At 63.9% G+C, this 23911-nt stretch carries 19 protein-coding genes and 1 pseudogene; 7 read left to right on the plus strand and 13 right to left on the minus strand.

Translation table 11 applies throughout. The features are described from left to right. Window position 1: 1 nt before the first annotated feature. A complete protein-coding gene (locus AC1RWI_RS09220) occupies window positions 2-1456 on the minus strand; it encodes a cytochrome ubiquinol oxidase subunit I (protein ID WP_043354852.1) in 1455 nt (484 codons plus the stop codon). A gap of 486 nt (window positions 1457-1942) precedes the next feature. Beyond that, window positions 1943-2539 carry a helix-turn-helix domain-containing protein gene (locus AC1RWI_RS09225; RefSeq protein WP_043354853.1) on the minus strand — a complete coding sequence of 199 codons (597 nt, stop codon included), beginning with the start codon at window positions 2537-2539 and terminating at the stop codon, window positions 1943-1945. Window positions 2540-2627: 88 nt separating this feature from the next. Between AC1RWI_RS09225 and kbl the strand changes: the two genes are divergently transcribed. The 3 genes from kbl to AC1RWI_RS09240 all read left to right on the plus strand — a co-directional run bounded on the left by kbl (window position 2628) and on the right by AC1RWI_RS09240 (window position 6694). Continuing rightward, on the plus strand, window positions 2628-3830 hold the full coding sequence (gene kbl, locus AC1RWI_RS09230) for a glycine C-acetyltransferase (protein ID WP_043354855.1): 1203 nt from the start codon (window positions 2628-2630) through the stop codon (window positions 3828-3830). Further along, window positions 3827-4801: an NAD-dependent epimerase/dehydratase family protein gene (locus AC1RWI_RS09235; protein ID WP_043354857.1), complete on the plus strand. Its 975-nt coding sequence runs from the start codon at window positions 3827-3829 to the stop codon at window positions 4799-4801. The genes kbl and AC1RWI_RS09235 overlap by 4 nt, the downstream gene beginning before the upstream one ends. A 474-nt stretch (window positions 4802-5275) precedes the next feature. Beyond that, on the plus strand, window positions 5276-6694 hold the full coding sequence (locus AC1RWI_RS09240; RefSeq protein WP_492865860.1) for an amino acid permease: 1419 nt from the start codon (window positions 5276-5278) through the stop codon (window positions 6692-6694). Between the two features lie 110 nt (window positions 6695-6804). On the opposite strand, the pseudogene AC1RWI_RS09245 reads toward AC1RWI_RS09240, so the two are convergent. After that, window positions 6805-7347, minus strand: a pseudogene (locus tag AC1RWI_RS09245) (fumarylacetoacetate hydrolase family protein); the annotation flags it as partial. Between the two features lie 465 nt (window positions 7348-7812). Here AC1RWI_RS09245 and AC1RWI_RS09250 point away from each other — a divergent pair. Next, window positions 7813-8592 carry a GntR family transcriptional regulator gene (locus AC1RWI_RS09250; RefSeq protein WP_492865862.1) on the plus strand — a complete coding sequence of 260 codons (780 nt, stop codon included), beginning with the start codon at window positions 7813-7815 and terminating at the stop codon, window positions 8590-8592. 46 nt (window positions 8593-8638) lie between these two features. Here AC1RWI_RS09250 and AC1RWI_RS09255 read toward each other — a convergent pair whose 3' ends face one another. From AC1RWI_RS09255 to AC1RWI_RS09300, 10 genes are all read right to left on the minus strand, one after another. Next, on the minus strand, window positions 8639-9709 hold the full coding sequence (locus AC1RWI_RS09255; protein WP_492865864.1) for a porin: 1071 nt from the start codon (window positions 9707-9709) through the stop codon (window positions 8639-8641). Between the two features lie 223 nt (window positions 9710-9932). Continuing rightward, window positions 9933-11300: a 3-hydroxyacyl-CoA dehydrogenase gene (locus tag AC1RWI_RS09260; RefSeq protein ID WP_492865866.1), complete on the minus strand. Its 1368-nt coding sequence runs from the start codon at window positions 11298-11300 to the stop codon at window positions 9933-9935. 8 nt (window positions 11301-11308) lie between these two features. Beyond that, complete coding sequence (locus tag AC1RWI_RS09265) at window positions 11309-12106, minus strand: crotonase/enoyl-CoA hydratase family protein (RefSeq protein WP_492865868.1); 798 nt, start codon at window positions 12104-12106, stop codon at window positions 11309-11311. 52 nt (window positions 12107-12158) lie between these two features. Further along, the gene (locus AC1RWI_RS09270; protein ID WP_043354864.1) at window positions 12159-13127 is read right to left on the minus strand and encodes a PDR/VanB family oxidoreductase; all 969 of its coding nucleotides are present in this window, start codon (window positions 13125-13127) and stop codon (window positions 12159-12161) included. Window positions 13128-13176: 49 nt separating this feature from the next. Further along, window positions 13177-14460, minus strand: coding sequence for an aromatic ring-hydroxylating oxygenase subunit alpha (locus AC1RWI_RS09275; RefSeq protein WP_043354865.1), 1284 nt, complete (start codon window positions 14458-14460; stop codon window positions 13177-13179). A 25-nt stretch (window positions 14461-14485) separates the two neighbouring features. Next, complete coding sequence (locus tag AC1RWI_RS09280) at window positions 14486-15469, minus strand: tripartite tricarboxylate transporter substrate-binding protein (protein WP_043354866.1); 984 nt, start codon at window positions 15467-15469, stop codon at window positions 14486-14488. A 38-nt stretch (window positions 15470-15507) separates the two neighbouring features. Then, window positions 15508-16746, minus strand: a complete 1239-nt coding sequence (locus AC1RWI_RS09285; RefSeq protein WP_043354868.1) for an aromatic ring-hydroxylating dioxygenase subunit alpha — start codon at window positions 16744-16746, stop codon at window positions 15508-15510. 2 nt (window positions 16747-16748) lie between these two features. Then, on the minus strand, window positions 16749-17753 hold the full coding sequence (locus tag AC1RWI_RS09290; RefSeq protein WP_043354869.1) for an amidohydrolase family protein: 1005 nt from the start codon (window positions 17751-17753) through the stop codon (window positions 16749-16751). Window positions 17754-17758: 5 nt separating this feature from the next. Continuing rightward, on the minus strand, window positions 17759-18088 hold the full coding sequence (locus tag AC1RWI_RS09295) for a RidA family protein (protein WP_236702217.1): 330 nt from the start codon (window positions 18086-18088) through the stop codon (window positions 17759-17761). An 84-nt stretch (window positions 18089-18172) separates the two neighbouring features. After that, entirely contained in the window at window positions 18173-19123 is a 951-nt protein-coding gene (locus tag AC1RWI_RS09300; RefSeq protein ID WP_492865872.1) for a GntR family transcriptional regulator, read from the minus strand. Window positions 19124-19432: 309 nt separating this feature from the next. Between AC1RWI_RS09300 and AC1RWI_RS09305 the strand changes: the two genes are divergently transcribed. Genes AC1RWI_RS09305 through AC1RWI_RS09315 form a run of 3 tightly spaced genes read left to right on the plus strand, consistent with a single transcriptional unit; the run spans window position 19433 to window position 23897 of the window. Further along, a complete protein-coding gene (locus AC1RWI_RS09305; protein ID WP_492865874.1) occupies window positions 19433-21538 on the plus strand; it encodes an acetate--CoA ligase family protein in 2106 nt (701 codons plus the stop codon). A gap of 8 nt (window positions 21539-21546) precedes the next feature. Then, window positions 21547-22755 carry an acyl-CoA dehydrogenase family protein gene (locus tag AC1RWI_RS09310; RefSeq protein WP_043354876.1) on the plus strand — a complete coding sequence of 403 codons (1209 nt, stop codon included), beginning with the start codon at window positions 21547-21549 and terminating at the stop codon, window positions 22753-22755. A gap of 14 nt (window positions 22756-22769) precedes the next feature. Further along, entirely contained in the window at window positions 22770-23897 is a 1128-nt protein-coding gene (locus AC1RWI_RS09315; RefSeq protein WP_043354878.1) for an acyl-CoA dehydrogenase family protein, read from the plus strand. Window positions 23898-23911 lie beyond the last annotated feature (14 nt).

Below are 23911 nucleotides of genomic sequence, written 5' to 3' on the forward strand. Positions count from 1 at the left end.
ATCAGCTCCTGCTATCGGCCAGGCGGTTGGTAGAAGTGGCCGCGCCAGGGACATCGCCTGGATCGTCCACCGCGGAGAGCGGTCGCGCCGGCGTGCCTTCCACGGCGTGTCCGCCGCCGGGTTCCGGATCGCCCTCATGCTCGACCGGGCCCTTGCGCACGAGCCGCATCATGTAGGCGATGCCCACGCCGAAGACGAAGAAATAAGCCACCACGAACAGCGCGAGCGACAACGCCAGTTCCGGCACGCCGTGCGGCGAGACCGCGTCGGCGGTGCGCATCACGCCGTAGACGATCCACGGCTGGCGCCCGATCTCGGTGGTGAACCAGCCGGCCAGGAGCGCGATCAACCCGGCCGGGCCCATCCATAGCGCCATGCGCAGGAACGCGCGCGTCTGGAACAGCTTGCCGCCCCGGCGCAGCAGCAGGCTCCAGAGGCCGAGCAGGATCATCAGCATGCCCAGCCCCACCATCACGCGGAAGCTCCAGAAGATGATGGTGGAGTTAGGCCGGTCTTGCGGCGCGAATTCTTTCAGGCCCTGGATCTGGCCGTCCAGGCTATGGGTGAGGATAAGGCTGCCCAGGCGCGGGATTTCCACCGCGAAGCGGGTTTCCTCGCGTGCCATGTCGGGCCAGCCGAACACGATCAGCGGCAGCGGCTCGTTGCCGTGGTTTTCCCAGTGGCCTTCGAGCGCGGCGATCTTGGCCGGCTGGTGCTTGAGCGTGTTGATGCCGTGCATGTCGCCAATGACGGCCTGGATTGGCGCCACGATCAGCAGCATCCACATGGCCATCGACAGCATCTTGCGGATGGCCGGGTTATCGCGCCGGCGCAGCAGGTGCCAGGCGGCGGAGGCGCCCACGAACAGCGCGGTGGCGAGGAAGGCCGCCACGCTCATATGCAAGAGGCGGTACGGGAACGACGGGTTGAAGATCACCGCCAGCCAGTCCACCGGCACCACGCGGCCATCGACGATCTCGTAGCCCTGCGGGGTCTGCATCCAGCTATTGGAGGCCAGGATCCACGTCGCCGAGATCAGGGTGCCGAGCGCCACCATCAGCGTGGCGAAGAAATGCAGGCCGGGGCCGACCCGGCTCCAGCCGAACAGCATCACGCCCAGGAAGCCGGCCTCCAGGAAGAACGCGGTCAGCACCTCGTAGGCCAGCAAGGGGCCGGTCACGCTGCCGGCGAAGTCCGAGAAGAAACTCCAGTTGGTGCCGAACTGGTACGCCATCACCAGCCCAGACACCACGCCCATGCCGAAGTTGACGGCAAAGATCTTGGACCAGAAGTGATAGAGGTCGCGGTAGACCGTGTCTTGCGTGCGCAGCCAGCAGCCTTCCAGCACGGCGAGGTAGCTCGCCATGCCGATGGTGATGGCGGGGAAGATGATATGGAAGGAAATCGTGAAGCCGAACTGGATCCGTGCCAGGTCGAGCGCGCTCAAGCCAAACATGTCGTGATCTCCGTGGGACATTGGGAACGGGCTTGGCCGGCCAGTTCGGGTGCGGTCCATTCACGTTGCGTTTCAGGCGCAAGCGTATATAGAGTAGACCACAGGCCGAGCGCATAGAGGTGCTCTTTTTCGTGGGCCGACTGGCGTGGCGCGAGGCCGGGGGATGTTGCTGGCAAAAGGAAACCCGCCGAGGCGGCCGGGTTTGATGCAGGGGTGTCCATGGATGGGGCAGCAGTGAAGCTGGGAGATTGGCGGCATGCCATGGACAACATGCTACCGGTAGCTTGCGGCGGATAACAGAAGCAACGGCTTAGAAAAAGACCGTATCAGATTTGGGGGGGTGTCCTGTTCGGAAGACGGCTCAGCGGCCGAGCCGTCGCCTTGCAGCCAGATGGCCCTTACGGAACTCGCTGACGAGGTCCCCATCCGATGATCGAGCATGGCGACTCGCGTTTCCGTGATCCTGTCGACTTCCGATGAACGGCTTTACTGGGCGTACTCAACGACCAGCAATGCCGTGGCCATGGTTTTTCCAGGGTTCGAAATGGCATGCTGAACATCCGCCGGATAGCGCGCGGACTCGCCGTGCCGGACTTTCTTCTCACTGGGGCCGGATTGAACGGTGACGCAGCCGCTCATGACGGACAGATGTTCTTTCGAGCCACTCTCATGCGGCTCGGATGCGAGTACGCCGCCAGGATGGATCGACAGCTCATACCATTCCACCCGGCTTGCAAGGTCCACCGGGCCGAGAATTTTCAACTCGCATTTGCCATCCGGGCTTCTGATCACCGGGATCGAGTGAGCGGGAATGACCGTCACGGTTGGCGTCGGCTTGTCGGCCTGCTCGCCGGAAAGGAACTCGGCCAGGCCGATGCCCAAAGCGTTCGCCAAGCGCCACAAGACCGCCACCGTGGGATTGGCAAGATTCCGCTCAACCTGCGAAAGCATCGATTTGGATACGCCAGCACGCCTGGAAAGCTCGTCGAGAGAGAGCTTGCGTGCCTGGCGAAGCAATTGCAGCCTGGCGCCAATGACGGGGGGGCCTTCTGCGAACGCCTCCGACGGGGGGACTTGTGTCATGAAATGAAGTCCTGTAAAGTGAACAAAACGTTCGATATACAGAACATGTTCGGTTTATCGATCATCATCAGTTTACAGGAGCACCGCTGTGCCGACAACAGACGCATTCTACGCAGCCATCCGCCAGGAGCTCGAGTCCATTGAACAAGCCGGTCTGTTCAAGACCGAGCGTGTCATCGCTTCTCCGCAGGGCAGCCTTATCAGGACTACCGATGGGAAGGAAGTCATCAACCTGTGCGCTAACAACTACCTGGGCCTCTCGTCCCATCCGGAGGTCGTGGAGGCTGCGCATCGCGCGCTCGGCGAGCGTGGTTTTGGCTTGAGCTCCGTTCGGTTTATTTGCGGTACGCAAGACCTGCACAAGTCGCTCGAGGCGCGTCTCGCGAGCTTTCTCGGCACCGAAGACACGATCCTCTACGGCTCGGCCTTCGATGCAAACGGGGGCCTGTTCGAGACGCTCCTTGGTTCGGACGACGCTGTCATCAGCGACGAACTGAACCACGCATCCATCATCGATGGCATCCGGCTGTGTAAAGCCAAGCGTTTCCGCTACAAGAACAATGATCTTGAGGATCTTCGCGAGCAGTTGAAGGCGGCCGATGCCGCAGGCGCGCGTTTCAAGCTCGTCTTTACCGATGGCGTATTCTCGATGGATGGCACGATTGCCCGGCTTGACGAGATCCGCGAGATCTGCGACGAGTTCGGGGCGCTCCTCGGGATCGACGAGTGCCATGCCACCGGCTTCCTTGGGCAGCGTGGCCGCGGCTCTCACGAACACCGTGGGATCTTCGGAAAGGTCGACATCATCACCGGAACGCTTGGCAAAGCGCTAGGCGGCGCCTCGGGCGGCTTTACGAGCGGGCGAAAGGAAGTCGTGGCATTGCTGCGCCAGCGCTCCCGGCCTTACCTTTTCTCGAACACGGTGGCGCCGTGCATCGTGGGCGCGACACTCAAGGTGCTCGACCTGCTCGAAGCCGATACCACGTTGCGGGACAAGCTCGAGCGCAATGCGCGCTACTTCCGCGGCAAGCTCGGCACGCTGGGTTTCGACGTGAAGCCCGGCGACCACCCCATCATTCCCGTCATGGTGTACGACGCGGAAAAGGCGCAGCGACTGTCCCGGCGTCTGCTGGAGCTGGGCGTCTATGTCATCGGTTTCTTCTATCCCGTGGTCCCCAGGGGGCAGGCACGCATCCGCGTGCAGATCAGCGCTTTGCACGACAGCGCCGAGCTGGACCAGGCGTTGGAGGCGTTCGAGATCGCTGGCAAGGAACTGGGGATCATTCAATGACAAAGCCAGCCAGGGTACTGATCATTGGCGCCAACGGCCAATTGGGAACGGAGTTGGCGTCGGCGCTGGCCGATCGCTATGGCAAGCAGAATGTCGTCACGAGCGACATGGTGCCGCACGGCCGCCATCTGCACCTCACGCATGAAATGCTCGACGTAACCGATCGGGCGCACCTTCGCGATGTCATCGAGCGGCATGGGATCACCCAGATCTATCACTTGGCGGCCGCTTTGTCGGCAACCGGTGAGAAGTCGCCCACATGGGCGTGGCAACTCAACATGAACGGCCTGCTGAACGTGCTGGAGGCTGCGCGTCATCAGAAGCTCGACAAGGTATTCTGGCCCAGTTCGATCGCGGCATTCGGCCCGACAACGCCGCCGGACGGCACGCCCCAAAGCACCATCATGGAGCCAAAGACCGTCTACGGCATCTCCAAGCTGGCGGGCGAAGGATGGTGCCGTTGGTACTTTGAGAACCATGGCGTGGATGTCCGGAGTCTGCGGTATCCGGGATTGATTTCCTACAAGACGCCTCCAGGCGGCGGAACCACGGACTACGCAATTGATATCTTCCATTCGGCGCTCAGGGCGCAACCCTATGCCTGCTTCCTGGAGAAAGATGAAGCCTTGCCAATGATGTACATGCCGGACGCCGTTCGCGCGACCATGGAGCTGATGGAGGCGCCTCGCGCCAGCATCTCCGAGCGGGGAAGTTACAACCTTGCGGGCTTGAGCTTCACGCCTGGCGAAATCGCGAACGAGATCCGGCGGCATTGCCCGGGGTTCGATGTCAGGTACGAGCCTGATTTCCGTCAGGAAATTGCCGCTGGATGGCCTGACTCCATCGACGACTCGGTAGCCAGGCGGGATTGGAACTGGAGACCTGAATTCGGCCTCAAGGAGATGGTGGCCGACATGCTGAAAAACCTGGCAACGCTGAACCAGGGTAGCGCCTTGGAATGCGTGAGCTGAGACCGGGTTGGCGCAGCAGGCAAAGCCAGGAACCCGGCCGCCGGCCCGCCTCGCAGCATGACAGCAGGCCGCGCGAAGGTCGTTGCACGGTAGCGCGGGAAACGCATGGACAGGGTCGAGCCCCTGTGATAGAAGATCGCCTCGATTTCGGACGCTGGGATGCGTTGTCGGGGAATGAGGGCGATCTGGACGATGCGCGATACCGCGCGAGCGATAGACGAGGCGCGAAGCGCCGGCCGCATCGATCCAAATAACGATTACCAGAGGAGACAACTCATGACCACAGCTGCAAATCCAGCAATCCGACTTTCCGGCCGCCAGGGCCGGGTTCGACATCGGAGGGTTCATGCTGGCGCACTATCGGCGCGAAGCCGGGCAACCCGTATCCGAAAGGGCATTGCGCCCCCGAACCAATTCACGGGTGAGAGCCGTGCGGGTGCTGACAAGCGTTCGCGGGTCTGAGTGGAGATCAATATGACTGACGTAAGGAAACTGCTCAACGAAGAGCGGGTCCGCGAGGAGAAGGATCTCCATCGCGGGCTCAAGGACCGGCACATCCAGATGATCGCCATCGGCGGCGCCATCGGTGTCGGATTGTTTCTGGGTGCGGGGCGCGCGATCGCCATCGCCGGCCCGGGGCTGATGCTGAGTTATGCCATCGGCGGCGTGGCGATCTTCTTCATCATGCGGGCGCTGGGCGAGTTGCTGCTGTACCGCCCGGTGAGCGGATCCTTTGCAACCTACGCCGAGGAGTTTGTAGGCCCCTTTGCCGGCTTCGCCACCGGCTGGTCGTACTGGTTCATGTGGGTGGTCACCGGGATGGCCGAGATCACCGCGGTCGCAGTCTACGTGCACTACTGGTTCCCGGACGTGCCGCAGTGGATACCGGCGCTGGCCACCCTGGCGGTGCTGTACCTGGTGAATTGCGTCGCAGTCGCGGTATTCGGCGAGCTGGAATTCTGGTTCGCGCTGATCAAGGTGGTGACCATCGTCGCCATGATCGTGATCGGGTTGGCGATCATCTTCTTCGGCGTGACACCGCTCGGCCCGACCGCCAGCTTCTCGAACCTGTGGACGCATGGCGGCTTCATGCCGTTCGGGACGCTCGGCGTGGTGCTGACCTTGCAGATCGTCATGTTCGCCTATCAGGGCGTGGAACTGATCGGTGTCACCGCGGGGGAAGCGCAGAATCCCGAGAAAGTGTTGCCGCATGCGACCAACGGCGTCGTCTGGCGCATCCTGATCTTCTACGTTGGCGCGCTGATCATCATGATGGCGCTGGTGCCCTGGAATGAACTGAAGCCCGGCGTCAGCCCGTTCGTCTACGTGTTCGAGAGGATCGGCGTCCCGGGGGCGGCCGCGATCGTCAATCTGGTCGTCATCACGGCGGCAGCCTCATCGTGCAACAGCGGCATCTTCAGCACCGGGCGCATGCTGTACACGCTGGCGCAGTTTGGCCAGGCGCCGCGCGCCTTCGGCAGGGTCAGCAGCAAGCATGTGCCCTCCATCGCCATCACGTTCTCTGCCGCGCTGATGGGCATCGGCGTGCTGCTCAACTACATCGTGCCGGAGCAGGTCTTCGTCTGGGTCACCAGCATTTCGCTGGTCGGTTCGCTGTGGACCTGGTCGATCATCATGATTGCCCACCTCGGCTATCGCAAGGCAATCGCCGCCGGCCGGGTCAAGGCGGTGGCGTTTCGCATGCCTGGCGCGCCTTATGCCAACTGGCTGGTGGTCGCTTTCATGATCGCGGTTGCGGTGCTGCTGTCGCTCGATCCGGGTACCCGGGTGGCGCTCTACGTGGCACCCGTGTGGTTCGCGCTGCTCGGCATCGGCTATCGCTTCACCAAATCGCGTGCGCTGCTTGAGGGGCATGTCCAGAAGTCTGCTTGATCACAGTCCCGCGCGCCGCCGGTGTTCCCACGCGGCGGGGCGCGCCGCTGCCGCGGCATCACGGAACCCCGGAATGGCGCGGGTCGATCGGCTTGGGCAGCGGCACGGCTTTATCCGTGGATCAACTTCGGATCCTGGGCAAACACGGTCTGTTTCTGCTCGCCAAGCCGCTCGATGCCCAGGGTGATGACGTCGTCCGGCTTCAGGAACTGGGGCCGCGGCGTCTTGCCCATGCCCACGCCGGGTGGTGTGCCGGTGGTGATCAGGTCACCCGGCTACAGTGTCATGAAACGGCTTAGGTAACTGACCAGCTGGGCCACCGTGAAGATCATGGTGCGGGTGTTGCCGGCCTGCTGGCGCTCACCGTTCACGTCGAGCCACATCGAGAGGTCTTGCGGGTCACCGACCTCGTCGGCGCTCACGAGCCACGGGCCGATGGGACCGAAGGTGTCGCATCCCTTGCCCTTGCCCCAGGTGCCGCCGCGCTCGAGCTGGTACTCGCGCTCCGACACATCGTCGATGGTGCAGTAGCCCGCTACGTGCCTCAGGGCATCGGCCTCGCTGACATAGCGGGCGCGGGTGCCGATCACCACCCCGAGTTCCACCTCCCAGTCGCTCTTGACCGAGCCCTGCGGCAACACGATCGGGTGATTGCATAGCCTCCGCGCGCTCCATCTTGGTACCGTTCATTCAACTTGTCGAGTTGCCGGTACCCTCCGCTGCTCCTGGCGAGTCGCTCGTTGGTATAGCGTACGCGGTAGAACGTGATGTACGGGCGCTCACCGCGCCGGGATTGCCGTGGACGAGCGCATGTGGCGCCTTGTTTCGTTCATAGGGCTGTACGTGGACCTGCGGCACCCATGCCCGATACCCCCATGGGCGGCCATCGGGGGTGTGAGCTCAGTGCTCGACGGACCAAACGCTTTAGTCTGGGGCGATGGGCGACATCCACATATTGACGATTGGAATGCCAACGGTAACATTTGGTATACTTACATGGTGGTACGATCTCTCGAACGCATGAGCCGTGCCGGGCGCCTTGTCTGGTTCGTGCAGTATGAGATCCCTGCAGTTTTCGCTGACCAATATTCTCTATGACGCTACAACCAAAACAGAGCATGGCCGCCGAGATCAAGGCTGCCATTGAGGCCGAGATCGAGAGTGGTACGCTACCGCCGGGGGCGCTGCTGGACGAGCGCACGCTGGCTGAGCGCTTTGGCGTATCCCGTACGCCGGTGCGCGAGGCCTTGCAGCAGCTTGCGGCGCAGAATCTCGTGCGCATCGCGCCCCGTGTCGGCGTCTTCGTGTCGCGGCTGTCCATCACGCAGCTACGTGAAACGCTGGAACTGCTCGGCGAGCTCGAGGCCGTCGCTGCCAAGCTCGCGGCGCGGCGGATGGATGACGAGCAGCGCGCGTCTCTCGAGGCGAGCATGGCGCAGTGCGTCGAGGCGTCCAACGAAAACAATGGGAAGCAATTTGCCGAGGCCAATGCTACATTCCATGACCTGATCTATGCCGGTAGCCACAACGAATACCTTGCCCAGCAGATTCACAGTATCAGGCGCCTGATGCAGCGTTATCGGCCAAAGATCTTCTTGACGCCGGCGCAACGGCAGAAAGCCTTGCAAGACCATCGGAAACTGGCTGACGCGATTCTCCATGGCGATGAGGTGGCTGCGCATGACGCCATGCTCCAGCATGCGCCGGTGGGGACCACCGGATTTTCCGAGTTTCTCTCGACACTGCCTGCGAGTTACCTCGAAGGCGAGTCGGGGCTGGGTAGTTCACCTCCCGCTGCAGCAACCGGTGCCAAGCGGTCAAGGGGCGGCGTTACGGGGGAGGAGGGCGACGCCAAGCCGCGAGCCAGGGGCGGCCTGAGCCGCGCCTCTGCCGGTTGATTCGCTGATTCCGGGCAGCGGCGCCGCCCGGGCGCCGCTGCCGCACTCAGAACTTATGCCGCATGCCGACGGCAACCCCGATCTGATTGTGCTCATTGGCGGCGATCTGATAGGCAGCAATGGCACCGTTGAGGTTCTCGAAGTTCAGCGCGGCGTTTTTCGTGTATGCGGTGCTCAGGTAAACGTCCGTGCGCTTGGACAGCGAATAGTCCGCGACGAGCGTGAGTTGCCACGGATTGCTCGGATTGGTGCTGCCGGTCGCAGTGCGCAAGGCACGCAGGTTGTCGTAGTAGACCACCCCTGTCAATGCCAGCGCCTGAGTTGCCTGGTAGTTCAAGCCCAGCCAAAAGATGTCGTCGCGCGCGACCGTCCCGGAAGCCGGCGCGTCGTTCTTCCCATAGCGGTAGGCGGCCTGGGCGAGCAAACTCGGTGTGATCTGGTAACGCACGCCGAGCGCCGCCTTCTGGGCCCGCGTGTAGTTGCCGCCGGTCGCAGGACCATTCACATTGTCGTACGCGATGGCGATGCCGCCTGATCCGAACGAATAATCAACGCCCGCGCCATAGCCGGCCGAGCCTTGCGTCGAACCGGGTTGCTCGCCGAAGCTCCAGTGCGCTTCTGTCGTCAGGGGGCCGAAACTGCCGTGGTACTTCACCATATTGTTTTCCCGCAGCGACGCGCCGGCAATCTGCGTCACGGGTTCATACAGCGTGGCATATGCGGTGGGCGAGTAGTTCGCCATGATCAGGAAGAGCGACGTGTATTGTCGCCCGAGCGTTAGCTGATGGTTGCCGGATGCAAGCCCCACCCATGCCTGGCGCCCGAACAACAACCCGCCCTGCCCGGATGTGCCGGTGTCGATGTTGAAGCCACTTTCCAGGGCAAAGATCGCCTTGTTCCCTCCGCCGAGATCTTCGGTGCCGCGCATGCCCCAGCGGCTCGGCGACAATCCACCGGAATTCAGCGCGACCTTGGATTGTCCGTTAGGACCGCTCCCCAGGTTGTGGTTGCTGTACTCGATATTGGCATCGACCACCCCATACAGGGTGACCGATGACTGGGCAAACGCCGCGATGCTTGCGATGGCGCATCCAACGCCGACGATACATTTCTTCATGAACAATCTCCTCCGTGTTGATCCACGTTGCGCTTAGGTCGGTTTCCGTATTGGCCTTCCGGATTCCATAATCGCATAGTGGTATGTATATATATGTTAGTGGTATACGTTAATGTTGCTTGGTGAATACACGATGCCGGGCTCATAAGCGCAATGCCAGGCAGAGGCGGTAGGCGCAGCAGTTGGGCCATCGGCACCAAGCCCACGGCCTGCCCGCTTGTTTTCAGGTGCGCACTTGTAGATCGGCAAAGCGCCCGTTATCTCGAGCCAGGCGTTCAAGCAGGGGGGCGGGCTGCCACCAGAAGCCATGCTGTTCGTGGAAGCGCTTGATGTCCGCATAGACCTTGGCAAGCCCGATGCGGTCGGCGTAGTACATCGGCCCGCCGTGGCGAGCCGGGAATCCATAGCCGGTGACGTAGACGATGTCGATATCGCTTGGGCGCAGCGCGATGCCTTGCTCGAGGAGTCTCGCGCCCTCGTTGATCATGCCGTAGAGGCAGCGTTTGATGATCTCCTCCTCGGAAATTGATTGGCGCGCGATCCCGAGCCGGGCCGACTCGCGAACGATGAAGTCTTCGACCGCCGGATCCCGCAGCGGCGTGCGGTTGCCTGTCTCATACCGGTACCAGCCGGCTCCACTCTTTTGCCCTAGCCGTCCCATCTCTGTCAGCTTCATGATCAGGTCGTTCCAGCGCCGATCGTCAGGCCGTGTCGCCATCTGCGCCTTGCGGGTCTGGTAGCCAACATCGTTGCCAGCCATGTCGTGAACGGCGAAGATGCCCATGGCATAGCCAAAGCGCGTCAACGCCTGGTCCACCTGGTGGGGTAATGCGCCTTCTTCGAGCAGGAAGTGGGCTTCGCGCGTGTAATTGCGGAACAGCGCATTGCCGATAAAACCGGGATAGATCCGCGCGAGAACGGAGATCTTGCCCATGCGCCGGCCGAGATCCATCAGCGTGGCGACGACGTCCGGCGCGGTTTGCCGCGCGCGCACGACTTCCAGCAGGCGCATGACGTGCGCCGGGCTGAAGAAATGGGCACCTACCACATCCTGAGGCCTTTGCGTGACTGCTGCGATAGCGTCGACGTCCAGCCCGGAGGTGTTGGTGGCGAGGATTGCCCCCGGCCTGGCGATGGTATCGAGCTGGTGGAATATCTGCTGTTTGAGCGCCAGATCCTCGAAGACGGCCTCGATCACGAGGTCTGCGTGCCTTGCATGTGCCATATCGACCGAGCCGCGGATCAGGGCAATGCGCCGTTCCATTTCAGCCTGTTCCAGCCGTCCGCGCGACACGCTGCCGGCATAGTTGTCGCGCACCCGGCGCAGGCCGCCATCCAGGGCTTCCTGGCCGCTGTCGATCAGGGTCACCGGTATGCCGATATTGGCGAGCGCCATGGCGATGCCGCCGCCCATGGTTCCTGCGCCGATCACGGCCACATTGCCGATCGGGCGCAGCGGCAGGCTGGCCGGGATGTCGGGAATCTTTGCCGCCTCGGCCTCGGCGAAGCGGATATGGGCCGCCGCGGCATCACGCTGCGCCTGTGCGTCGGGCTGTGTGCGGGCGTCGTTGTCGGCAGACGTAGTCGTCATGGTCATTCTCAGTCCAGTTGGGTTCCGGGGGCGACGAGCGGCTTGGCTCGCCCTTCGACGAATTCGCGCAGGCGCTCGGCGGTTTCCGGGGCGCGCGCCACGTTGGAGTTCAGGTACTCCATGAACAGGCCGTCGTCGTGTGACAGGTCGTTGATGCGCGGCAACAGGTTGGTGATCCGCCAGTTGGTGTCAGGCGTGTTTCGCGCGATCTTTGCCGCCAGCTCACGCGCCTTATCGAGTGCATCGCCGGTCGGCACGACGTAGCGCACGATATGCTCGCGCTCCCCTTCGGTTGCCGTAAGCAGCCGGCCGGTCAGCATCATGTCGGCCATGACGGTGTAGCCGACCACCCGCTGCACGCGGACCGTGCCGCCTCCGCCGACGAAGATGCCGCGCTGGCCTTCGGGCAGACCGAAGAACGCCGATTCGTCCGCCACGCGGATGTGCGCCGCGGTGGCCAGTTCGAGGCCGCCGCCCACCACGGCGCCATGCAGCGCAGCAACGAACGGGATGGGGCCGCGGGCGATGATGTCGAACACCTCGTGCCATGAATGGCGCCGGCGTTTGCGCGGGCGCGGGGCCTCGCCGGCCGCACGCGCCAGCGCTTCCTTCAGGTCCAGGCCTGCGCAGAAGTTGCTGCCATGCCCGAACAGCACGCCGACGTCGGCTTCCTCGCCAGCGCGTATCACGGCATCGCGCAGGGCGCACACCACGTCTTCATTGATGGCGTTGCGCTTGTCGGGGCGGTTCAGGCCGATCAGTGCGACCGGGCCATCGAGTTCGTAAGTAACGAGTTCGTCGCTCATATTTGCAATTCCATTGCGTAGGGAAATCGGGGTTTTCGTGGGTTCTGCAGGACTAGAGATCCAGCACAAGCTTGCTGCCCTTTGCGCCTGAACAGCAGATCATCATGCGTTGATTCGACGCCTTTTCCGCTTCGCTGAGCACCAGGTCGCGGTGGTCCGGCAACCCTGCGAGCACGCGTACCTCGCAGGTGCCGCAAATGCCTTCCTGGCACGAGTAGGGCGGCTCGATGCCGGCATTGAGCAGACAGTCGAGAATGGTCTGTCCGCTGGCTACCTCGATGCTGCGGCCACTGCGCACCAGTTCGACGGTGAAGCCGCCTGCGGTGGCGGCACTCTCGCGTGCAGCGAAGTATTCCCTGTGCACTCGCTCGGGCGGCAGGCCAGCGGTGGCTTGCTCGAAGGCGTCCAGCATGGGCAGCGGGCCGCAGCAGTAGACATGGGCGCCGGCCGGCAGCGCGTTGGTGATGGCGGGGATGTCGAGCATGCTGGCACCGGGCTCGCGGTCGAAGCTGAGTTGGAGCGTGGCCCCGGCATCGTCCCGCAGTGCCTGCAGGGTCTCGACGAAGGCGGCATTCTTGCGTGTGCGTGCCGCGTAGAAGAGCTGCCACGGCCGGCCCAGCGCCTGCAGGCGGCGGATCATGCCGAGGACCGGCGTGATGCCGATGCCGCCGGCAATGAAGACGCTCGACGCGGCCGCTTCATCGAGCGGGAAGTTATTGCGCGGTGCACTGACGGTCAGGGTGTCGCCCGGGCGTAGCACTTCGTGCAGATAGCGCGAGCCGCCGCGGCTCTGCGGGTCCTTGTTGACGCCGATCAGGTAGCGGTGCCGTTCTTGCGGCGAGTTGAACAGGGAATAGTTGCGGATCAAGCCGTTGGGCAGATGCACGTCGATGTGCGCCCCGGCTTCGAACGGAGGTAGCTCCTTGTGCGGGGCTACCGGCCAGAGTTCGTAGCTAAGGATGCCTTCCGCTTCCCAGGTAATGGATTTGACCCTGACTTGCAGTGTCTCGGTAATGCTCATGGGTGTCTCCCGGGGTGGGCCTGTGTGGGTTCGTGGCGGATGGCCCTGGCTAGATCTCGACCACGTCAATGTCCTTGAGCTTCACGCCCGTGGCTGCCTCGTAGGCGCGCTTGACCTCGTCTGGCTGGCCGGCGTGAAAAATGAAGTGGAACAACAGCTTGTTCCACTTCGGATGGCTGGCGTACTGCTCCAGCGCCAGGCCCTCCAGGAAGAAGGCGCGCGAGTCGCAGGGCAGCATCACGCGATGGTTGGCCTGCGGATCGCGGATCAGCCCCTTGGGATCCCGGCCCTGCGCCACGGCGTCGATATCGTCGAGCAGGCGGCGGCGGATCATGGCGATGCCGCGGTCGCTGGCCCCGAGGTTCTCCTGGCTGCGGTCGGTGACACGGCCCTGGCCGACCCAGGCGATGATGTCCTGGTTGATGACATGGCTTGAGATCCATCGGCCGGTGCGCGCGTCGCGGATCGGACTGGTCCACGAAGGGATCACGGCTTGCTCGTAGGGCTCGGCCTCGCGCGGCACGCGGATGAAGGACCAGGTCACACTCAGCGTGTTCTCGTCGTCGACGGGAACACGCCATTCGATGTGGTCGCCAAGAAAGAACCCGTTGGGCCACAGGCAGACGCGGCCGATGGTCCAAAGCGGGTGGTGCTCGTCCGTGTCTTCGCTGATGCGTTTGTAGAGAAAGCCGTGCTCGAATTCCTCGAAATCGAGCCGCTGGTGCCGTGGCGCGTAGCCTGCGGAATCGCCGCGCAGCCGCCGTCCCCAGTTGGCGTGCATCCACTCGAAGTGCACGGGATCGATGGAGTTTTCCTGTGCTTGCAGCCAGTTGCAGGGCACCTCGGCAAAAACCACCTGTACGAAGCCGTTGCGCCAGCTGAACGGCTCCCAGTCCGGTAGCAGGGGCGCTGGCTGTGGGCCCATATATGCCCATAGCATGCCAGCCTTGGCCTGGACCTGGTAGGCCTTGAGGCGCACGCGCGCTTTCAGCCTGCAATGCGGGTCGACCATCTGCTCGAAGGGCTGATCTACGCAGCGGCCCTGCTGGTCGTATTGCCAGCCGTGGTAGTTACAGCGCAGTCCGCATTGCTCGACGTAGCCGTAGGCCAGGTCGGCGCGGCGGTGCGCGCAATGCCGGTCAACCAGACCGTAGGTGCCGCTCAGGTCCTTGTAGAGCACCAGGTCCTCACCCATCAGGCGCACCGGTTTGATGGGGTTGCGATCCAGCTCGTCGATGCCGGCGATCGGGTGCCAGTGTCGCCTCAACACTTCGCCCATTGGCGTGTCTGGCCCCACTTGGGTCAGCTGACGATTCTTTTCCTCGCTAAGCATTGGCGTATTCCTGCAAATAAACCAGCTATTCCGGCTTGAAGCCGGAGGCCTTGATGATGGGTTCCCAGGTCGCGAGCTCCGCGCGCTGCCGGCGGGCCATGTCCTGTGCGTCGAGAAAGTCCGGCACTACCGCCAGGCGCTTCATCAGGAACTCGGTGGTTTGCGGCATGGACAGAATCTTGCGCAACGCCTGCTGCATCCGTTCCAGCTCGGTGCCCGGGGTTCCGGCGGGCGCCCACATGGCGGTCCAGCCGTCGCCGGAAGTCACGTTGATGCCTTGCTCGACCATGGTCGGGATATCCGGAGCCAGAGGCGAGCGCTTCGCGCTGAAAATTCCGATCATCCGCACCTTGCCGGCGCGGTGGTACTTGAGCATGTCGTCGAGCAACGTCACGGCCGCGGGCACGTGGCCGCCGACCAGGTCGTTGATCAGCGGCGGCGTGCCCTTGTAGGGCGCCACCGACAGCGCGATGCCGGCCGCCCTGGCGAACTGCATCCCGAGGAAGTGGTTCATGCCACCCAGTCCCGGCGTGCCAAAGACGGCGTTCTCGGGATGCTTCCTGACCCACTGTACGAATTCGCGCGCATTGCTGATGCCTGTATCCGTCCGTACCGCCATCCCCAATGGATAGGAGACCAGGCCGGCCACTGGCGCAAAGTCGCGCCAGAGGTTCCACTTGAGTTGCGGCCCGAAGACCAGTGTCTGGAAGGTCGGCGTTGCATTGGGGGCAATCATGTAGGTGAGGCCATCCGGCTTCGCCGCCATCAGCGCGTCCGCGGCGAGACGGCCGCCGACGCCGACATGGCTTTCGATGATGACCGGCTGCTCCAGGACCTGCGGCAGCCAGTCGGCGAAGTAACGGGCGATCGCGTCGGTGCCGCCACCCGGCGGAAGCCCCAGCAGGATGCGGATCACGGGCTTTCCCTGCATGCCGGCGTACGTCGCGGCAGGCGCGGCGAGGCCCGCGCACGCCGCCAGCAGCAGCCGGCGTCGGCGGTAGCTTGTCATGCTTGTCTCCGTATTTTTCTTGTAACGGGGCGGATGGCTCAGGGCGTTAGCGTCAGCGTGCGCCAGTCGCTGCCTGCCGGCAGCACGCCACCGACGGAGGTCGCCTTGGCGTAGTCGAGATCGGGGTTGTCAGCCAGCGTCGGCGTCTTGCCCGCCGTGAACTCGCGCACGGACTTGAGCAGAGCCTGCCGCACGCGCAGCACCGCACCATCGGCCGAGCAGAGCTGTTCGGTGGTGCGATCCACGATGGGCCCCTGGCCGATAAACATGGCAAAGTCTTCGGTGCCCAGGTGCTGCGGGAAACCGGTGGCATGGCCGCGTTTCATCAGGTCACGGTTCTGGCCCCAATTGTTCTCCGGCCCGCCCGGCGGGAGCGGCGGGAAGCCCCACACGTCGGGGGTGGCCGACATCACCGTCATACCCAATGGCCGGTGTGGGTTGAAATGCACGAACCACGCGCGGTGCGTGACGTCGTCCACCGGCGTCGAGAAGAACACCGTGCCAGGACCCTTGGCATCGGGGGCGCAGATGATGCCGTACCACGGCATGACGAAGTTGTTGACGCGGGCATACACCTTGTCGTCAGGCAGGGCACGAACGGCTGCGTAACGGTAGCCGTAAGGCATGTCCTCGAACTCCAGCCGCGGCGCTAGCGCCTGCGTCATGTGCAGGCGTTCGTTACCCGCGCCGGCGGTAATCTGCGTGGTGGATTCGTGCAGTACGCCGACGTGCGAAGAATCCATCGAGGCTTCCACGCCCTGCACCCAGTTGGTGGGCACTTCCTGGCTGGTGACCGAGCGCTGGTCTTCCGGCAGGCGGGTGAACGGCAGGTCGGGAAATCTGGGCGGGTGCTCGCCTTTGCCCAGCCAGACCCAGACAATGCCGCCGCGTTCTTCCACGCGATAGCGGTTGACGCGCACATGCTTGCAGAACTGCGACTGATCGCCCATGTGGTTCGGCGCTTCGATGACATCGCCGCTGGTATTGAGCTTCCAGCCGTGAAAGATGCAACGCAGGCCGTTGTCTTCGTTGCGGCCCATCAGCAGGGAAGCCTTGCGATGCGGGCACTGCTCGTCGAGCATGCCAACGTGGCCATCGGTGGCGCGAAACGCCACGTAGTTGGTGCCCAGCAGCCGCACGCGCACCGGTGCGCCGTCCGCCACCAGCTTGGCCGAGGGTACAGCCGGGATCCAGTAGTGCTGGCGAATCATCTCGCCCATCGGCGCGCCGTTTTCCACGCGGGTGAGCAGTTCGTTGTCTTCGTGGGTCATGGCCATGATCAGCACGCCTCGTCTTTGCGGAAAGCGCGCGAATAGACGCGGGTGCAATTGCACTCGAAGATGTTCCTGCGCTGTTGCTCGCTGAGCCAGTCAATGCTCTCGATCACCGGCTTCATGTCGTCGTAGTCGCGCCCGGAAACCGGGTCGCGCGCGCTGCCGGTGCCCGGTTTCTCGGTGCCAAACAGCACATTGTCGGTGCCGGCCACCTTGAGCAGCAGCTCAATGGCTTCCTTGGAATAGTTGCAGGTGTCGAAATACAAGCGCTTGAGCTGTTCGTCGAAGCTCACCGTTTCGCCCTTGCGGACCGACCATGAGCGAAAACGTCCCATCTGGTAGGGAATCGCGCCGCCGCCATGTGCCACGACGATCTTCAGGCCCGGGTATGTGTCGAAGACCTTGGAGCCCAGCAGCGAGACGATGGCAATGCTCTCTTCGTTGATGAACTTCAGGGTATAGGACTCGCGCGCGCTGCAGCTGCCGGCCGAGTGGATCAGGCCCGGTACGTCGAGCTGGGTCATGGCATCGTAGAGCGGATACCAGAACGGATCGCCCAGGCCGGGGGGCGTGGGGCCTTCGCCTTCGGTCGGATCGGGGTTGATCAGGCAGCCGACAAAACCGAGTTCCTTGACGCAGCGCTCCAGCTCGGGTACCGCGCGCAGCGCGGGCGATTCATTCATGTATTGAGGCAATCCCGCGACACCGCGGAAACGGTCCGGGAACAGCGCCACGAAGCGTGCGATCAGGTCGTTGCAATGGCGCGACCACAACTCGGTCACGCGGCCGGGCTTGACCGAGTGCATCTGCAGGTAGGGACGCGGCGAGATGAACTGCACGTCGGTGCCGACCTTGTCCATGCTCTGAACTAGTTCTTCGGCCACCTTGCGCACGGAAGCATCCGGAACCTTCGGCGTGGTTGACGGGTTGGCACGGCCTCCTACCAGCTCCGCCATGTAGCGGAAGCTTTCTGGAGGCATGACGATATGCGCGTGGGAATCGATGATCATGAGGTTCAGCCTTTGGTTTCGCTGGCCACAACGGCCATGCATTCAAGTTGTAGCAACATGCCGTGCTGGAGGTCGTGTACGACGATGTGCCGCGCGGGACGGTCGAGGGGGTCCGGGAAGTGGTGCAGCCATTCACCGTTGACGGCCTCGCGCACGCTGTTGTCCTTCACGTAGACGGTGAGTTTGACCAGGTCAGCGAAGGTCGCGCCCCCGGCTTCAAGCAGCCGCTGCATATTCGAAAAAGCCAGTTCCGCCTGCGCGGCGGCATCTGCCGGCAGTCTGCCGGTGGCGGGGTCCTTCCCGGCTATCGCCGAGGAGCAGATGATGTTGCCCACGCGAGCGCCGACCGGAATTGGCGCGTTGTGCGCCAGGCCGGGGACATCTAGCGAGCGGAGCGTACGTGTCATGGAGTACCTCTGTCAGGGAGTGTCGCTGCTGGTTTCGCCTGCGAAGAAGTTCATCGGCACAGTGGCCAGGAACTCGGAAAAGCCGGTGGTGCCGGCGGGCACATGCAACAGCATCGCGGCACCAGCCTGCGGTTCGTCACCGGCCTGGATGGCGCGCGCGATCTCCTGGTGGTCGCTCAAAGACTTGGCGATCTGGCTGCTGTTCAGGAAATCCTGGGTGCGGTAGCGCTGCAAGCGCCTGCGTGCCTGGCGGATATGCTCGGCCAGATACGTATTGCGGCAGCCTGTGTAAATCACCTCGTGGAACAGGGCATTGGCGGCCGCATAGGCTTGCTGGCTGCCTGTCTGCGCGGCTTGCCGGCAGTGGTGAATGCCCGCATCGAGCGCGGCGTGCAGGCTTTCGTCGCCACGCCGGGCGGCGAGCCTGGCGCACAGCGACTCAAGTTCTCCCACGTATTCGAGCATTGCCCGCACTTTGCTGATTGAAAGCCGCGCCACGATTGCGCACTGGCGCGGCGCGATGTTGACCAGTTCGCGTGCCGCAAGCTGCTGCAAAGCTTCGCGGACAGGCGTGCGCGACACGTTGAAGCGGACCGCCAGCGCTCGCTCATCCAGCGCACAGCCAGGCGCCAGGATGCCCTGTTCGATTTCTTCCCCCAGGGTGGCGAGAATGTCCTTGGCGAGGCCCGCGCGCGGCTCTGGATCGGCTGCCGCGGACAGGGTCATTCCCTCACTGGAGAGGGGGCGAGTGCGAACGGGGGGTGAAGTCATCAAACGGTTTGCATTGGGGGCCAAGGCCGGCCATCGCGCCGGGGTTGCTGAAAATATACAACAACAGAATTCTGGTATGCAAACAGAATATTTTTCGGAACGCGGAGAAACAAGCGATTGCTGTGGGGTTGCCGGTCGGAAACAGCACTGAAACGAGATGCTGACGGCACTTGCTAAGCCGTCTACAGTCATCCTGTCTCTTCCAGAAATGCCTTATAAATAAAGGAATTAGCGATGTTGCGGGATCTGTGCCAAGATCGATTGAGTTCAAGTGGCGGCTGCTGAGCCGCACGCCGCGACGAGCCAGATTCACTCAGGGAAATCACTGAGGCCTTGGTTTCAATACTTGCTTCTGGTGTATTGAAAACACCATTGTGGTATGCCACAATGATCAAACGCCGCGGTTGAGACCTTTCTGGTCACGGCGGGAATCCCATCTCAAAAGGCCCTGTTCCCATGCGCAGTCCAGCATCAGTCAGCGATCGTTCCGGTCTCGTCGCAATGACGGTAGACCGTATCCTCAAGCCGCAATCGATCGCCATCGTCGGCGCGTCCGCGGACCCGCGTTCCTTCGGCGGTTTCGTGTTAGCCAACCTGGAGCGCTTCGGCTATGCGGGCGCCATTCACCTGGTTAGCCGCGGCAGCAGCGAGATCAACGGCCGGGATTGCGTGAAGACGGTGGGGGAGTTGCCTGAGGGGATCGATCTGGCGGTGCTGGCGATTCCGGAGTCGGGTGTGCTCGAGGCCGTGCGTGGACTGGCTGCCCGGCACACGCATGCCGCAGTGTTGTTTGCCTCCGGCTATGCCGAAGCGGGTGAGGAAGGCCGGGCCAGGCAGGACGAGCTTGCCGCTGTGGCGCGTGATGCCGGGATGCTGCTGCTGGGACCCAACTGCATGGGTTTCACCAACTTCGAGGCGGGCGTACCCGTCACCTTCGAACCGGTACAGCCGTATCCGTGCGACGGCCGTCCGGGCATCGGCGTGGTTGCGCAAAGTGGTGCCATGGCGGCCAACCTGCGCGATGCTGTGATTGGCCGTGGCCTGCCGCTGACGGCGACGGTGTCGACCGGCAATGAGGCCTCGGTCGGCATCGAGGACGTGCTGGCGCATTACATTGCAGATCCACAGACGCGAGTGATTGCGGTCTACGCGGAGCAGGTGCGTCGGCCGCAGCTTTTTCTGCAACTGGCGCGCCAGGCACGCGCCGTCGGCAAGCCTATCGTGATGCTGATGCCCGGCAAGAGCGCAAGGGCGCGCGAGGCGGCCCAGTCGCACACCGGCGCGCTTGCCGGCGATCATGCCACCGCCTCGGTGGCGCTGGCGCGGGAGGCGGTGGTACTGGTGGATTCCCTGGATGAGCTCTTTGACGCAGCGGCAATCTTGCTGCGTTTCCCGGTTCCGCCTGGCGGCGGGCCGGCTTTTATGACCGGGTCCGGCGCAATGAAGAATATTGCGCTGGACTTCTGCGACGGGCTTGGCCTGGAACTGCCCGCCCTGAAAGAAGCAACGACGCAGCGCCTCACCGGGATGCTGCCGGGCTATGCGGTAGCCGAGAACCCGCTGGACTACACCACGATCGGCGTACGGCAGCCTGGGCTGATCGGCGAGATCCTGCTCGCCATGCTGGCCGACGAGCACATCGGCAGCCTTGTGTTGAGCATCCCGGCCGGCCCGGAGGTGGCGCAGCGTGATAAAGCCGAGCATATCCTGCCGGCCATTGCACAGGCGGCCAAGCCGGCGGTGCTGGTAATCACCGGCGACAATGGCCCGATCGAGCCGTTCTTCGTGGACGCGATCCGTGCCAGCGGTGTGCCTTTCTTCCGCTCGCCCGACCGGGCATTGCGCGCCCTGGCGCGCGTGGCGGCTTACGGCGAGGCCTTGCAGCGTGCCGTGCGAGCCAGCCAGGGCGCAGCGCGCGCGCTGCCGCTGCCGGCTCCCTTGCCGCCGTCGGGTGTGTTCGCCGAATACCAGGGCAAGGCCTGGCTGGCGGCCGCGGGCATCGCGGTGCCCGAGGGGGCGCTCGCTGGCAGCGCCGACGAGGCGGTGCGCATCGCCGCCCGGATCGGCTACCCGGTGGTCATCAAGGCGCAAGCCAGCGCGCTGCCGCACAAAAGCGATGTCGGCGGCGTGATCGTCGGCCTGGCTGACGAGGCGGCATTGCGGGCAGGCTGGCAGGAACTGCACGCGAACGTGTCATCGCACAGGCCCGATCTGCAGCTCGATGGCGTGCTGGTGGAGGCGATGGGCGCGCGCGGACTGGAACTCGTGGTGGGCGCCAAGCGCGACGCCGACTGGGGGCCTGTGGTGCTGGTCGGACTGGGCGGCGTGTGGATCGAAGCCTTGAAGGATGTGCGCCTCATTCCCGCCGACATGGCCGAAGCCGACATCGTGGAGGAACTCGGGCGCCTGAAAGCCGCGTCCTTGCTAAAGGGTATCCGTGGCGCGGCTGCGGTGGACGTGCCGGCAGTGGCGCGCGTGGTGGCGCTGGTCGGCGAGCAGATGCGGGCCAATCCCCAGATTACCGAGATCGACATTAATCCGCTGGTTGCCTATCCCGACCGCGTGCTGGCGCTCGATGCGCTGGTGGTCTGCAACCCAGCCGCCTGAGGAATCCCATGCAACTAGAATTTTCCGCCGCCGACGACGCCTTTCGGCAGGAAGTGCGCGCCTTCGTCAAGGCCCGGCTCCCGTCCGACATCAAGCGCAAGGTGGAACTCGGGCTGCGGCTCGAGCATGCCGACTATGTGACCTGGTTCCGCATTCTCGAGGCGCGCGGCTGGATCACGCCTGGCTGGCCTGTCGAGCACGGCGGCCCTGGCTGGAGTCACCTGCAGCGCTATATCTTCGATGAGGAGACGCTGCTCGGCGGCGCGCCGCGCATCATCGCCAGCGGCATCCAGATGCTGGGACCGGTGCTGATTGCATTCGGCACGCCGGAACAGAAAGCCAGATACCTGCCGGACATTCGCCATAGCAATACCTGGTGGGCCCAGGGCTTCTCGGAGCCGGGTGCGGGCTCGGACCTCGCGGCGGTGCGTACCACGGCGGTGCTGGAGCCCGACGGCAGGCATTTTGTCGTCAACGGCCACAAGGTCTGGACCTCATACGCGCACTGGTGCTCGATGATGTTCGCGCTGGTGCGCACCGACCCGGATGCAGCCAAGCCGCAAGAGGGCATCTCATTCATCCTGATCGACATGGCTTCGCCCGGCGTGGAAGTGAGGCCGATCCGCATGCTGGAAGGCGGCACCGACCTCAACGAGTGCTATCTCGACAATGTGCGGGTGCCGGTCGAGAACCTGGTGGGAGAAATCAACAAAGGCTGGTCCTACGGCAAATACCTGCTTGGCCACGAGCGCACCGGCATCGCCGGCATCGGGTCGTGCAAGCAGCAGCTCGCGCGCGCTCGCACACTCGCCGATGAGCAGGGGCTGGGCGACGACGCGGTGCTGCAGTGCCGTCTCGCGCAGTTCGAGATCGAGCTGATGGCGCTGGAATATACCGCGCTGCGCCTGCTCGGGGACAACCAGCGCAGCCGGGTGCCAAGCGTGGAGGCATCGATGTTGAAGGTGCGCGGCACCGAACTGCGCCAGGCGATCTATGAGCTGCTGGTTGAAGTGGCGGGGCCGCATGCGGTGCCCTTTGACGAAGCGGCGATGCTGGGTGCGGCCGGCTACGAGCAGAGCACGGCGGCCGATGCGGCCAGTCCGCCCACGCTGGCGGCGCTGGCGGCGAATTATCTCGATTCGCGCAAGCTGTCCATCTATGGCGGCGTCAACGAAGTGCAGCGCAACCTTATCAGCAAGGCCTTTCTCGCGGCCTGAACCAGAACCGGACCATGGACTTCTCCTATACCGATGAACATATCGCCTTGCAAGACGCGGTGCGCCGTTTTTGCGATGGCGAATACCCCGCGCACCAGCGCGGCAATCCGGAAGCGCCGGCGCTTTGCGCCCAGCGCTGGGCCAGCATGGCCGAACTCGGCCTGCTGGGCCTGCCTTTCGACAGCGAAGTCGGCGGCAGTGGCCAGGGCACGGTTGAACTGATGCTGGTGGCGCAGGAACTGGGGCGATGCCTCGGCGGCGGTGCCTGGCTGTCGAGCGTGGTGCTTGCCGGGCAGTTGCTGGACCAGGTGGGGACGGCGCGGCAGCGCGGCCGATGGCTGCCGGAGGTGGCATCGGGCAAGTGCCGGCTGGCGCTCGCCGCCAGCGAGTCCGACTCGCGCTATAGCCTGTCCCGGGTACGCACCCGAGCCCAGGCAAGCGCCGATGGCTGGCGCATCGAGGGGCGCAAGACGCTGGTGCTCGAAGGCGGCGACGCCAATGCATTCATTGTGGTTGCGCGTACTGCAGGCGACGTGGCCGATGACGATGGGCTGACGTTATTCCTGGTCGACGCGAAGACGCCCGGCGTAGCGGTGCATGGCTTTGCCACGCTGGATGGGCGCCAGGCCGCCCATGTCGTGCTGGATGGCGTGCAGGTCGGCAGCGATGCCATGCTTGGCGAGGCTGGCCGCGCGTTGCCGCTGATCGAAGCCGCCACCGACCGCGCCAGCGCCGTGTTGTGCGCCGAAGCGGCCGGCGCGCTGGAAGCGCTGATCGATCTCACTGCCGAGCACCTGAAGACGCGCAAGCAGTTCGGCACGACGCTGGCCAGGTTCCAGGTGCTCCAGCACCGCGTGGCCGACATGCTGATCGCGCTCGAACAGAGCAAATCGATGGCCTGTGCCGCCGCCATGGCAGTGGATGCCGGCGAGCCCGTGCAGCGGCGCCGGCTGGTGTCGGCCGCCAAGGTGGTGGTCGGCCAGGCCGGGCGCCAGGTGAGCCAATGGGCGATCCAGTTGCACGGTGCGATGGGCATGACCGACGAATGCCGCGTTGGCCACTACGCCAAGCGGCTGCTGGTCATCAATCAGCTCTTCGGCGACGCGTCGCATCATCTGCAAAGGTTTGCGCAACGGCCATAGAGCCGAGCGTTTCA

The organism is Cupriavidus sp. MPR-AND1C (assembly GCF_058809705.1).